Raw genomic sequence first — 13,501 nt, forward strand, 5'->3', positions numbered from 1 at the left:
TATGCCTCCTGCCATGACCCGGCCGGAAAAATGTGAAAAAGGAAAACTCAGTGTTCAACAAGATCGTCAAAACCTTCCAGTTCGGCCAGCATACCGTTACGCTTGAAACCGGCGAAATCGCCCGTCAGGCCAGCGGCGCCGTACTGGTCAGCATGGATGACACCGTTGTACTGGTTACTGTGGTAGCCGCACGCGACGTCAAGCCGGGTCAGGATTTCTTCCCGCTGACTGTCGATTATTTCGAACGTACCTACGCCGCCGGCAAGATTCCGGGCGGCTTCTTCAAGCGCGAAGGCAAGCCGAGCGAGAAGGAAGTACTCACCTCGCGCCTGGTCGATCGCCCGATTCGTCCGTTGTTCCCGGAAGGCTTCTACAACGACATCCAGATCGTTGCGACAACCGTTTCCGTTGACCAGAATATCGATTCCGACATCGCTGCCATGCTGGGTGCATCGGCTGCGCTGGCCATTTCCGGTGTGCCGTTTGACGGCCCGATCGGCGCTGCGCGCGTGGGTTATGTCGATGGCCAGTATGTCCTGTGTCCGACCATGGAGCAGCTGAAGTCTTCCAAGCTGGATCTGGTGGTTGCCGGTACCGAGCAGGCCGTGCTGATGGTTGAGTCCGAAGCCGACGAGCTGCCGGAAGATGTGATGCTGGGTGCGGTGGTGTTCGGTCACGAGCAGATGCAGGTCGCCATCAAGGCCATTAATGAACTGGCTGATGAAGTGAACCCGGAGCTGTTCGACTGGGAACCGAAGCCGGCCAATGTCGAACTGACTGACAAGATTCGCGCCATCGCCGGCGAAGGCTTGAAACAGGCTTTCAAGCTGCGCCAGAAGCAGCTGCGCAGCCAGAAGATCAACGAGACCTGGGCTCTGGTCAAGGCCGCGCTGATCACCGAAGAAACCGGTACGCTGGAAGCCAACGAGATCAAGGGTATTTTCAAGGGTCTGGAAGCCGAAATCGTGCGTGGCCAGATTCTGAATGGCGAGCCGCGCATCGACGGTCGTGATACCAAGACCGTGCGTCCGATTTCCATTCGCACCGGTGTTCTGCCGCGCACCCACGGCTCCGTACTGTTTACCCGTGGTGAAACCCAGGCGCTGGTGGTGGCGACACTGGGCACCAAGATGGATGAGCAGAAGATCGACGCCATCCATGGCGAATACACTGATCGCTTCATGCTGCACTACAACTTCCCGCCGTATTCTACCGGTGAAGTGGGTCGTGTCGGTGTGCCGAAGCGTCGTGAAATCGGTCACGGCCGTCTGGCCAAGCGTGCGCTGCTGGCCATGCTGCCGAGCAATGATGAGTTTGCCTACTCCATGCGTGTTGTATCCGAAATCACCGAATCCAACGGCTCTTCGTCGATGGCTTCCGTGTGTGGTGGTTCGCTGGCGCTGATGGATGCGGGTGTTCCGCTGAAGAAGCACGTGGCCGGTATTGCCATGGGCCTGATCAAGGAGTCCAACCGCTTCGCCGTGCTGACCGACATCCTGGGTGATGAAGATCATCTGGGTGACATGGACTTCAAGGTTGCCGGTACCGATGCGGGTGTTACTGCGCTGCAGATGGACATCAAGATCAACGGCATCACCAAGGAAATCATGAAGGTGGCGCTGGATCAGGCCAAGGAAGGTCGTCTGCACATCCTTGGCATCATGCAGGGGGCCCTGGAGGGTGCCCGGGAAGAGGTGAGCGCCCACGCTCCGCGTCTGTACACCATGAAGATCAATCCGGACAAGATTCGCGATGTGATCGGCAAGGGCGGTGCGGTCATTCGCGCGCTGACCGAAGAAACCGGTACCCAGATCGACATCCAGGAAGATGGCACCATTACCATCGCTTCCGTGTCTTCCGAAGGTGCTGACGAAGCCAAACGCCGCATCGAGCAGATTACTGCCGAAGTGGAAATCGGTCGTGTGTATGAAGGTCCGGTGGTGAAGATTCTCGACAATAACGTCGGCGCCATCGTGTCCATCATGCCGGGCAAGGATGGTCTGGTGCATATCAGCCAGATCGCCAATGAACGCATCAAGAACGTATCCGACCATCTCAAGGAAGGTCAAGTCGTGCGTGTGAAGGTGCTCGAGCAGGATGAAAAGGGTCGTATCCGTCTGTCGATCAAGGCGCTGCTGAATGAAGAAGTGTCGGCGGCTCCGGCGGCAGAAGCCCCGACTGCAGAAGGTGAGTCGGCCTGATCAGCGGTCGATGCACGAAAACGCCCTCCAAATGGAGGGCGTTTTTTCTGCCAGGGGTATCTGAATGTGGCGCTGATGATTACAGAGCTATACGCATATACCTGCTGGTATAACGAGAAGCGGGCCCGTGAGGCCCGCTTCTCGTTGTGTGCTGCTCTGGATTAACGCTGCGTGATGTCGAAGATACGCAGGGTATTGGCGCCCTGGCCGCGCGGTACGCCATAAGTGAACGCTACACGATCGCCGGCGGCGATCTTGCCGGCGCGCAGCAGGTCGGCCTGTACGTGCAGGATTTCAGCTTCGCGATCTGCGATGGTCGGGATCAGGACTGGCTGGATGTGGCGGTAGAGTGCCATCTTGCGGTAGGTTTCTACCGAGTTGGTGAAGGCGTATACAGGAACCTTGCCGATGTAACGCGACAGCCACAATGCGGAGGTGCCCGAGTTGGTCAGCGCCGCAATGGCTTTCAGTTCCATGTGGGTCGATGCGTACACCAGCGACATGGCAACGGTCTGGTCAATGCGCTTGAAGCCGTCAGCCTGGGCGAATTCGTTGCTGACACGACTCTCGCCCGAGCGCTCGGCTTCCAGGCAGGTGCGAACCAGTGCTTCGACGGCTTCGACCGGGTATTTGCCGGCGGCCGACTCGGCGGACAGCATCACGGCATCCGTGCCATCCAGTACCGCGTTTGCGCAGTCGGATACTTCGGCGCGGGTCGGTACCGGGCTGTTCACCATCGACTCCATCATCTGTGTCGCGGTGATGGTGACCTTCTGCTTGGAACGGGCGCGGCGGATCATCATCTTCTGCAGGGCTGGAACGGCAGCATCACCCACCTCCACGGCCAGGTCGCCGCGGGCGACCATGATGCCGTCGGAGGCGTCGAGAATTTCTTCCAGATTGGCCACGGCTTCGGTGCGCTCGATCTTGGCGATCAGCCCGGCATTGCCGCCAGCGGCACGCAACAGGGTGCGAGCCATGTACATGTCGGCAGCGGACTTCGGGAAGGAGACCGCGATGTAATCCGCTTTCAGTGCGGCGGCGGTTTTGATGTCTTCCATGTCCTTGGCGGTCAGTGCCGGGGCGGTCAGGCCACCGCCACGACGGTTGATGCCCTTGTTGTTGGACAGGACGCCACCGAACAGGACGGTGGTATAAACTTCGGAGCCCTTGACCGCGTTGACTTCCAGCTGGATTTCGCCGTCACCCAGCAGCAGAACGGCGCCCGGCTCGACGTCGTTCGGCAGTTCCTTGTAGTCCAGGCCGACGCGTTCCTGGCTGCCCAGTTCGCAGGCGGCATCCAGAATGAAGGTATCACCCTTTTTCAGTTCGATCTTGTTGGTTTTGAACTTGCCGATACGGATTTTCGGTCCCTGCAGGTCGGCCAGAATCGCCACGGGGCGTCCGAGCTTCTCCGCAATGGCGCGTACGGTATTGGCGCGATCGGTGTGATCCTGTGCGCTGCCGTGCGAGAAATTGAGGCGGACGGTGTTGACGCCGGCTTCGATCAGTTTTTCCAGGACGGCCGGATCGGTCGAGGCGGGGCCAAGAGTTGCGACGATTTTTGTGCCACGGGGCATTGCTGCAGATGACATAAGTTTATCCAGTGTTGCAAAACGTAAGGCGCATTATATGCGTACTTGGGTTACGGCAAATGGTCAGTTGTGCTGTTTCGGGCTGAAATCGCGGGGAAAGTTGATGCTGGTCAGGCTGGGGGGGGGCGTGCGGGTGGGGAGGGGCGAAAAATGGGCAAAAAAATAGCCAGCTCAAGCTGGCTGGCGTCCCCACGGGGATTCGAACCCCGGTTATCGCCGTGAAAGGGCGGTGTCCTAGGCCTCTAGACGATGGGGACTGAGGCGGTGTGGTGGCGCACCCGGAGCGATTCGAACGCCCGACCCTTTGGTTCGTAGCCAAATACTCTATCCAACTGAGCTACGGGTGCGCTGCCTTTGTTTCTGCTTTGCGGTATGCCGTTCAGCAGAGAGGCCGAACTATACGGTGTTTCGCCGTAACTGGCAAGGGGGTTAGCGATATTTCCTGATCAGGCCAGTCATGATGCCGTAGATTTCCAGACTTTCGGTCGGACGGATGGGCTGGAAGTCACGGTTATGCGGCAGCAGCAGATAGCCCTGTTTGTCGCGCCCGAGCTCCTTGAGCGTGTATTCATTATCCACCACCGCTAGGACGAAGTCCCCGATGCTGGCCGCATGGCGTTTTTCGATCACGGCAATGTCGCCATCAAAAATCCCGGCATCAATCATCGACTCACCCTTGATGCGAACCAGCATGGTGCTCGATGGCCGGGGAATGAGGTAATCGTCAACCGACAGCGAATCGCTCATCGCATCATTCGCTGCGGCAGGGAGGCCGGCTGGCACATTGAAATCGGCGATTTCGCGCTCGAAAAAGCGCTTGGTCGGGGCGAGGCGCTTGTCCGGAGTCATTTCAACAAAACCTGCCAGACTGAGGCGCTTGATCAGTGCGGAGACGGCGGATTTCGATGCCATGCCCAGTAATTCACCGATAACGGCATAGGACGGCAGGCTGCGGTAGCTGGCAAAGTAATCCTGCAACTTGGCTAGATATTCGTGATCGCGGTTCGGATTGCCCATGGCTGGTACCTTGATAGTGATGCCTGCCGGTATGATTGCAGGTCAGACGAACATTCGTTCCATAAGGTTAGTGAACGGTCGTTCTGTTGTCAATGCTCGCCCGGCTGGGCATGCTGGGCATCTGCACGATGATCATTACAAGGGCCAAGTATGCAACGGATGAATTGCGCTCTGCTGGGGTTTGGTTATGCCGGCAAAACGTTCCACGCCCCTTTGCTGGAGGCCGCCAGCGATGTCGAACTGTGCATGATCCAGAGTTCGCGGCCGGAGGCAGTCCATGCGGCGTATCCTGGTGTCGCCGTGGTTGCCGATATGCACGCCGTACTGGCCAATCCAGCAATCGAGCTGGTTGTGATTGCTACGCCCAACGCGACGCATGCACCGCTGGCACGCGCGGCACTGCTGGCTGGCAAGCATGTGGTGGTTGACAAGCCGTTTACGCTGACGGTGGCTGAAGCCCGTGATCTGGTGGCTCTGGCGCGCGCTCATGGCTTGCTGCTTTCGGTGTTCCAGAATCGCCGCTGGGATGCCGATTTCCTTGGCCTCCAGGCATTGTGTGCTGCTGGCGAATTGGGGCGTGTGGTGCAGTTCAGCAGTCAGTTCAACCGTTACCGCCCACAGGTACAGGCACGCTGGCGTGAAGGTGCGGGTGATGGTGCCGGGCTCTGGTACGACCTCGGGCCGCACCTGATAGATCAGGCGCTGTTGCTGTTTGGCGTTCCCGCTGGGGTCACCGCGCAAATCCGGGTTATGCGCGAGGGTGGGCTTTCGCCGGATTGGGCGCATGTGCAGTTGCATTATCCGGACAAGGAGGTGCAGCTGCATGCTTCCATGCTGGTCAGTGGCGGTGAGCCACGCTTCGCCGTGCATGGTTTGCAGGGTTCCTGGATAAAGTACGGGCTGGATGAGCAGGAAAATCAGCTCAAGGCTGGTGTTGTTCCGGGAGGCGAACGGTGGGGGCTGGATTCCGGAGAATCCTGGTTGATGACTGCGGCCATTCCGGGCCGCCGGCACTGGAAGTTGCCCGCGGGTAACTATGAGGCCTTTTACCCGGCCGTTGTGGCCGCTATCCGCACACGCCAGTGTCCGCCGGTGACTGCCCTGCAGGCGGTGGTCGTGATGGCGGTGCTGGAGGCGGCCCTGCAAAGCAGCCGCCTGGGCAGGACCGTCGTGCCGCAGCTGGAAGAAAACGAGCGACTGGCATTTTCTGCCGAAGGGCGTTGAGCTATCGATGGAATAAAACGCTGCAGCTTTGCTATTTCCATTTTCAACTGCGGCCATGCATGGCTATAATCGCGTAGCGGCCACTTCCAGTTCTGATGGCCGGGCGCCTTTGGCGCTTCATATCTTACCCGATCACATATTTGATTGATCCGCGCTGCCGCAGACTGGTGCTACCTCCCGGTGGCTAACGGCTGGCGCACAAAGCCATTCCGGAGCTTGCATGTCGTTTGCCGCCCTCGGCCTGTCGGACGAAATCGTCCGCGCCGTGACGGAGCGTGGCTATACCACGCCCACCCCGATCCAGACCCAGGTCATCCCCGCCGTACTGGCCGGTGGTGACATTCTCGCCGGTGCCCAGACCGGCACCGGTAAAACTGCCGGTTTCACGCTGCCGCTGCTGCAGCTCCTCAGCACCCGCGAACCCAAAGCGACCGGCAAGATCCGCGCGCTGATTCTCGCCCCCACGCGTGAACTGGCCGCACAGGTCGAAGAGTCGGTCAAGGCCTACTCTGCGCACCTCGATCTGCCGTCGATGGTGATGTTCGGTGGTGTATCGATCAATCCGCAGATCAAGAAGCTGCAAAAGCGCGTCGACATTCTGGTCGCCACGCCCGGTCGCTTGCTCGATCATGCCCAGCAAGGCACGCTCGATCTCTCGGGTATCGAAGTGCTGGTGCTCGATGAGGCGGATCGCATGCTCGACATGGGGTTCATCCATGATATCCGCAAAGTACTGGCCTTGTTGCCGTCCGCGCGCCAGAACCTGCTGTTTTCAGCTACCTATTCGGACGAAATCAAGGAGCTGGCTGATCGGCTGCTCAACCAGCCGGTGCTGATCGAAGTCGCCCGTCGCAATGCAGCGGCGGAGACGGTGGAGCAGCGCGTGCATCTGGTTGATCGCGACAAGAAGCGCGAGCTGTTGACCAAGCTGATTGTCGACAACAACTGGCATCAGGTGCTGGTGTTTACCCGTACCAAGCATGGTGCCAACCGGCTGGCCGAGTACCTGAACAAGGCCGGCGTGACCGCGATGGCGATTCACGGCAACAAGAGTCAGAACGCGCGAACCAAGGCGCTGGGCGACTTCAAGTCGGGGGAGCTGCAGGTGTTGGTGGCCACCGATATCGCTGCGCGTGGTATCGATATCAATGAATTGCCCCACGTCATCAACTTCGAGCTGCCCAATGTGCCGGAAGACTACGTACACCGAATCGGGCGTACCGGACGTGCCGGTGCCGAAGGCGAGGCTCTGTCGCTGGTTTGTGTTGATGAATTCAAGTTGCTGGCTGATATCGAAAAACTGCTCAAGCGTGAATTGCCGCGCCTGACGGTGGAAGGCTTTGAGGCCGATCTGAGCGTCAAGCCGCAACCGCTGCGTCTGCGTGAGCCGCGCGAACCTGCCCCAGCCAAGTCTCCTCGTGCTCGCAAGCCGGCCGTGGCAAAGCCGGTCGCAGAACAGGCCGCTTCGGCCGAGGAAGTTGCTCAGGTGCCCGTTGCCGGAAAACCGGTCCGCAAGCCGCGTGTGAAAAAGGCTGCACCAGTGGCGGCCCTCATGGGCGGCTCGGGTGTTGCCGAAGAATTCGTTGCGCAGCCTCCCCAGGATGCCCCGGCTGAGCTGCCGGAAGCTGGCGCTCAGCAAGGTGCTGCTGCGGCTGGCGACAGTGCTGATGCAGGCGCTGGCGGCGGCAACAATCGCCGTCGTCGCCGTCGTCGCTCCGGTAATCGTGATCAGCAAGGGGCTCGCGCGGAAGGCGAGGGCGCACAAGCGCAGGGCCAGAATGCCAGACAGTCTGGCGACAATCGCAACGGGCAAAAGCCGCGCAAGCCGAATCAGCAAGGTCAGAACCAGCAAGCTCAGCCAGGTTCACAGGGGCAGAAACAACGCCAGGGCGGGCAGGGAGGCCAGGGGCAATCCGGCAAACCCCGCCAGCAGCAGGAACAGCGCCGTCCGCGAGATCCGGATGCGCAACCATTGAGCAATGAAAATACCCCTCTCTGGGCCTACTTCGGTGATGCCGGTGGGCGTAATAACCGCGGTGGAGGCAATCGCGGCGGTGGTGGTGGCGGAAATCGCGGCGGTGGCGGAAATCGCGGCGGTGGCGGAAATCGCGGCGGTGGCGGCAATCGCGGTGGAGGTGGTTTTGGCAACTATTAAGATTGGATGGCCATGCAGACCGTATTGATTACCGGTGCCGGTCGCGGCCTCGGGCTGGAATTTGTACGCCAGTATCTGGCTGACGGCTGGCGTGTGATTGCGGCCCGCCGTGCCCCATCGCAGGGGCTGGACGAATGCCAGCACCGCTACCCTGAACTGCTGCAACAGCTGGTGCTGGATGTCAGTGAGCCCGCACAGATCGATCGGCTGCCCGCGCTGCTAGATACGTGTGGTGGTATTGATCTGCTAATCAACAACGCCGGTATCTATGGCGGCATACATCAGCAATTGAGTGATCTGGATCCGGCCGAGTTTCTGCATGTGATGGCCGTGAATGCACTGGCACCGCTGCGGGTGACACAGGCGGTGCTGACTCACCTCCATCCCGGTGCGGCGATTGCCCACGTCACCAGCCTGATGGGCAGCATGGCGGATAATGGCTCGGGAGGCGACTATGCCTATCGTGCCTCGAAGGCGGCGCTCAATGCCGTGGGCAAGAGCATGGCCGTGGATCTGGCGGAGCGGCATCCCGTGGTGCTGCTGCACCCGGGCTGGGTGCAGACCGATATGGGTGGTCCGGCGGCACTGATTGATGCCAGCACTAGCGTGTCGGGCATGCGAGCGGTGATTGCCCGCTTGCATCACGGTGATAGCGGACGGTTTTTCCGCTATGACGGCACCGAGCTGCCCTGGTAAAGCGCTGCTCGCAAAAAGCCCGCGTCAGCGGGTTTTTTGTTGTGTGTTTCTGGTGATGGTCAGCCAGTTTCGTTGGTTGTGCATTGGATTTTCATTTTTATCTTGCCGCTTGCTTTCTGCTTTGTTATTTTCTGGTGAAAGACACCCCCTGAACCATCATGGATCTGACCAAGCTCACCCTGATTCTGGCGCTGCTGCTGATTGTCCTGCTGCTGGCACTGCTGATGCTGATCAGGCGGCGCAGGCCGGCTGCGGAGGAAATTTTCACCTGTGTGGCAACCATGCCAGGCGACCTGCCCAGTCATCGCCGCAAAGGTCGCCGGCAGGTGTTGCGCTCGCCTTACGCCATGCCGCGTGAAGAATTTCTGGCCAGCCTTCCCTGGCTGCTCGGGTTGAGCATGCTCTTCATTACTCTGTTCGCCTGTAGCCTTTTCGCCATCTGATCCTGCGGTCTGGCGCGCTATAATCCGGCTTTTGTTGCGAGCATGCGGCATGGCCGATCATCCGATTGCCTTCCCTGACGAACTGCTTGAGCAGGTGCGGGTCTTGCCCGATCTGCCCGGTGTGTATCGCTACCTGGCCGAGGATGGCACGGTGCTCTACGTTGGCAAGGCCATCAGCCTGAGAAAACGGGTGGGCAGCTACTTCCAGAAGTCAGACCAGAGTCCGCGAATCCGCCTGATGCTGGGGCAGGTCGTGCGACTGGAAACCACGGTAGTCCGCAGCGAAGCCGAAGCGCTGCTGCTGGAAAACAATCTGATCAAGGCGCTCAGCCCCCGCTACAACATTCTGTTCCGCGACGACAAGAGTTACCCCTATCTCATGCTCAGCGGTCATGCCTTCCCGCGGCTGGCCTATTACCGCGGTGCGCTGGATCGTCGTCACCAGTATTTCGGCCCGTATCCGAACGGCTATGTGGTCAAGGAATCCATCCAGCTGCTGCAAAAGGTGTTCCGCTTGCGTACCTGTGAAGATACCGTGTACGCCAATCGCTCGCGCCCCTGCCTGCTGCATCAGATCAAGCGTTGCACCGCACCTTGTGTCGACCTGATCAGCGAGGACGATTACCGTGCCGATGTGACGCGGGCAGTGCGCTTTCTCCAGGGTAAAACCACCGAGTTGCTGCAGGAGCTGGAAACGCGCATGCAGGAATGCGCGACCGCATGGCGCTTCGAAGAAGCGGCGGTGCTGCGTGACCAGATTGCTGCACTCGCACGCGCGCAGGAGCAGCAGGTCGTCGAGAGCCGCGGCAGCGAGCTGGATGCCGATATTCTCGCCTGCGTCATCAGCGGCGGCGTGCTGTGTGTCAATCTGGCCATGGTGCGCGGGGGGCGGCATGTGGGTGACAAGAATCTGTTTCCCGCGCATGCCGAGGGCTACGATGCCGCCGAGGCACTGGCCGCATTCATTGCCCAGCATTATCTGGAGCGCACGGTGCCACCGGTGCTCTTCTGTCAACCTGAACCGGCTGATTCGGGGGTATTGGCTGCTACGCTAAGTGAACAGGCTGCTAGAAAGGTATACCTTAATAGCAATCCGAATGGCGAGCGGCGTGTCTGGCTGGAAATGGCGGAAAAGAATGCCCGGCTGGCGATTCGGCAGCGTCAGAGCGCCACGGCTACGCAACAGGGGCGCTTGCAGGCGCTGATCGAAGCGCTCGATCTGCCCGAAGAGGCTCAGCGGATCGAATGCTTCGACATTTCGCACACCATGGGTGAGGCGACTGTGGCGTCTTGCGTGGTGTACGACCGGCTCGACATCCAGCCCAAAGAGTACCGCCGTTACAACATTGCCACGCTGAAGGGCGGCGAGGCTCCCCGCGACGATGCGATCTCGCCGGGTGATGATTACGCGGCCATGCGCCAGGTGCTGCTACGCCGCTACAGCAAGATTGCGGCTGGCGAAGGCCTGGTGCCCGACCTGATTCTGATCGACGGCGGTAAGGGGCAGCTGGCGCAGGCTGAAGCGGTCATGGCTGAAATCGGCCTGGCCGGGCCGGTGCTGGTCGGGGTGGCCAAGGGCGAAACGCGCAAGGCCGGGCTGGAGCAGCTGATTCTGGAGGGGAGTCATGCCACGGTGCGGCTGCCAGCCAGTCATCCGGCCCTGCATCTGATCCAGCAGGTGCGTGATGAGGCACACCGCTTTGCCATTACCGGGCATCGCGCACGACGTGCGAAGGCGCGGCTGGCGTCAACACTGGAGGATATTCCGGGAGTGGGGCCGAAGCGCCGGCAGAAACTGCTGACCCGTTTTGGCGGTCTGCAGGGGGTGCGTGCGGCCAGTGTGGCCGACCTGATGCAGGTTGACGGCATCAACGCCGCGCTCGCCGAGGCGATCTACGCGGCGCTGCATGGCTGATCGGTGCGCCAGCCGGGTGAAATGCCACGGCTGGGCGGATGGGCAATCAGCGTAATCAATGTGCTGGACGGCGCAGACCAAAAGGCAGACGAACCTGCTGCAGCATTTCGCGCATGATGCTGGCAAAGTGGCGCAGCAGTGCCAGCTGCTCGGCATAGCGGGTGTGCAGCGTGTACTGGCTGTTGGCCATCGACTGGATGACGACCGGGCTCTCGCCCTCGATCAGCCAGCTTTCGTTTTTTTGCAGGATGATGTCACCACTGCCGGCGGTCAGCCACAGCTGACCTTCATGGCACTCGATGCGGCAGCCCTGAACGTTTTCCAGGGTAAGCAGGTGATCCTGAAGCAGATGGGAACCGGACATGATGTGCTCCTTGTGAGCGTGGGCTTTTCTGATGGCTGCATCATAGGCCTTTCATGTCCAGTCAATTAGTCACAGACCATAACAGTTTTCGCCAAATCACCATAACAGTGCGTTGTGCTGTTATGGTGATTTATATGGAACTGTTATGGTCGGCGTACGGCCGCTGCTGCTGCGGCACGGGTGACGCGATGCTAGAATCGCGCACAAGCTGCATCCGCGAACGCAGCAACAACAATACCGAGGAGTCCACATGGCCAGCATCAAGCAGGAAGACCTGATCAGCAGCATCGCCGATGCCTTGCAGTACATCAGCTATTACCACCCGAAAGACTATATCCAGGCGCTGGGCAAGGCGTATGAGGCTGAGGAAAGCCCGGCCGCCAAGGATGCAATTGCGCAAATCCTGACCAACAGCCGCATGTGCGCCGAGGGCCATCGCCCGATCTGTCAGGACACCGGTATCGTTACCTGTTTTGTGCGCGTCGGCATGAATGTACAGTGGGCCGACGCGACCATGAGCGTCACAGACATGATCAACGAAGGCGTGCGCCGCGCCTATCTGCACCCGGACAACAAGCTGCGTGCATCCGTGCTGCTCGACCCAGCCGGCCTGCGCAAGAATACGAAAGACAACACCCCGGCGGTGATCAACTACGAAATCGTCGCTGGCGACACCGTGGAAATCGACATCGCCGCCAAGGGGGGCGGTTCGGAGAACAAATCCAAGTTCGTGATGCTCAATCCGTCGGATTCCATCGTCGACTGGGTGCTGAAGACCGTACCGCTGATGGGCGCCGGCTGGTGCCCGCCGGGCATGCTGGGCATCGGCATAGGCGGCACCGCCGAAAAGGCCATGGTGATGGCCAAGGAAGCGCTGATGGAAGAAATCGACATCCACGAGCTGATCGCCCGTGGCCCGCAAAATCGCGTCGAAGAGCTGCGCATCGAGCTGTATGAAAAGGTCAACGCACTGGGCATTGGCGCACAGGGCCTGGGCGGCCTTGCTACCGTGCTCGACGTGAAGATCAAGGATTTCCCCACGCACGCCGCCAGCCTGCCGGTCGCGATGATCCCGAACTGTGCTGCTACCCGCCACGTGCACTTTATTCTGGACGGTTCCGGCCCGGCGCAACTCGAAGCGCCGAAGCTGGAAGACTGGCCGGATGTAACCTGGACGGCCAGCGAGCAGGCCACCCGCGTCGACCTCAACACCGTTACCCGCGAGGACGTTGCCAGCTGGAAGCCCGGCCAGACGCTGCTCTTGAACGGCAAGATGCTTACCGGCCGCGATGCCGCGCACAAGCGCATCGTCGACATGCTGAACAAGGGCGAAAAGCTGCCGGTGGACTTCACCAACCGCTTTATCTACTACGTCGGCCCGGTTGATCCCGTGCGCGACGAAGTCGTCGGCCCGGCAGGCCCGACCACCGCTACGCGCATGGACAAGTTCACCGACCAGGTGCTGGAACAGACCGGCCTCTTGGGCATGATCGGCAAGGCCGAGCGTGGTGCAGCAGCCTGTGAGTCTATCAAGAAGCACCAGTCCGTCTACCTGATGGCAGTGGGCGGCGCGGCTTACCTCGTCTCCAAGGCGATCAAGGCCAGCAAGGTTGTCGGTTTTGACGATCTGGGCATGGAAGCCATTTACGAGTTTGACGTGGTCGACATGCCGGTGACGGTGGCTGTGGACAGCAAGGGTACTTCGGTGCACGCGATTGCCCCGAAGGAATGGCAGGCGAAGATCGGCAAGATTCCGGTGACAACGGTGTAATTGCTTGTGATGTAAAACCACGAAGCCCCGGCCAATGTCGGGGTTTTTGCTTTTGTCAGTGTCTGTTTTTGCTTAGCTGACTTTCTGAAAAAGTAGTATGAAAACACAGTCTATGACCTA

At 60.0% G+C, this 13,501-nt stretch carries 10 protein-coding genes and 2 tRNA genes; 7 read left to right on the forward strand and 5 right to left on the reverse strand.

Features of this window, described 5'->3' with window-relative positions; translation table 11 throughout:
- Positions 1-50: 50 nt before the first annotated feature.
- Positions 51-2,201 (forward strand): polyribonucleotide nucleotidyltransferase, encoded by a 2,151-nt coding sequence (pnp, locus tag INR99_RS05735; protein ID WP_194115363.1) that lies wholly within the window; start codon positions 51-53, stop codon positions 2,199-2,201.
- A 161-nt stretch (positions 2,202-2,362) separates the two neighbouring features.
- Here pnp and pyk read toward each other — a convergent pair whose 3' ends face one another.
- The 4 genes from pyk to INR99_RS05755 form a co-directional block, all read right to left on the reverse strand.
- The gene (gene pyk, locus INR99_RS05740) at positions 2,363-3,781 is read right to left on the reverse strand and encodes a pyruvate kinase (protein WP_194115364.1); all 1,419 of its coding nucleotides are present in this window, start codon (positions 3,779-3,781) and stop codon (positions 2,363-2,365) included.
- Between the two features lie 196 nt (positions 3,782-3,977).
- Positions 3,978-4,053: transfer RNA gene (locus INR99_RS05745), tRNA-Glu, on the reverse strand.
- Positions 4,054-4,066: 13 nt separating this feature from the next.
- Positions 4,067-4,143: transfer RNA gene (locus INR99_RS05750), tRNA-Arg, on the reverse strand.
- Positions 4,144-4,225: 82 nt separating this feature from the next.
- Entirely contained in the window at positions 4,226-4,813 is a 588-nt protein-coding gene (locus tag INR99_RS05755) for a LexA family protein (RefSeq protein ID WP_194115365.1), read from the reverse strand.
- Positions 4,814-4,972: 159 nt separating this feature from the next.
- Here INR99_RS05755 and INR99_RS05760 point away from each other — a divergent pair, with 159 nt between their 5' ends.
- The 5 genes from INR99_RS05760 (at position 4,973) to uvrC (ending at position 11,246) form a co-directional block, all read left to right on the forward strand.
- Positions 4,973-6,037 (forward strand): oxidoreductase, encoded by a 1,065-nt coding sequence (locus INR99_RS05760; protein WP_228098096.1) that lies wholly within the window; start codon positions 4,973-4,975, stop codon positions 6,035-6,037.
- A gap of 220 nt (positions 6,038-6,257) precedes the next feature.
- A complete protein-coding gene (locus INR99_RS05765; protein ID WP_228098097.1) occupies positions 6,258-8,192 on the forward strand; it encodes a DEAD/DEAH box helicase in 1,935 nt (644 codons plus the stop codon).
- A gap of 12 nt (positions 8,193-8,204) precedes the next feature.
- Positions 8,205-8,888, forward strand: a complete 684-nt coding sequence (locus INR99_RS05770; RefSeq protein ID WP_194115367.1) for an SDR family oxidoreductase — start codon at positions 8,205-8,207, stop codon at positions 8,886-8,888.
- Between the two features lie 158 nt (positions 8,889-9,046).
- Positions 9,047-9,331, forward strand: coding sequence for a hypothetical protein (locus INR99_RS05775; RefSeq protein ID WP_194115368.1), 285 nt, complete (start codon positions 9,047-9,049; stop codon positions 9,329-9,331).
- Between the two features lie 49 nt (positions 9,332-9,380).
- Positions 9,381-11,246, forward strand: a complete 1,866-nt coding sequence (gene uvrC / locus INR99_RS05780) for an excinuclease ABC subunit UvrC (RefSeq protein WP_194115369.1) — start codon at positions 9,381-9,383, stop codon at positions 11,244-11,246.
- Positions 11,247-11,301: 55 nt separating this feature from the next.
- On the opposite strand, the gene INR99_RS05785 is transcribed toward uvrC, so the two are convergent.
- Positions 11,302-11,610 (reverse strand): DUF2917 domain-containing protein, encoded by a 309-nt coding sequence (locus INR99_RS05785; RefSeq protein WP_194115370.1) that lies wholly within the window; start codon positions 11,608-11,610, stop codon positions 11,302-11,304.
- Positions 11,611-11,860: 250 nt separating this feature from the next.
- Between INR99_RS05785 and INR99_RS05790 the strand changes: the two genes are divergently transcribed.
- Positions 11,861-13,381, forward strand: coding sequence for a fumarate hydratase (locus tag INR99_RS05790; RefSeq protein WP_194115371.1), 1,521 nt, complete (start codon positions 11,861-11,863; stop codon positions 13,379-13,381).
- Positions 13,382-13,501: the final 120 nt, after the last annotated feature.

It is taken from the genome of Chitinilyticum piscinae (assembly GCF_015223195.1).
Taxonomy (GTDB): Bacteria; Pseudomonadota; Gammaproteobacteria; order Burkholderiales; family Chitinibacteraceae; genus Chitinilyticum; species Chitinilyticum piscinae.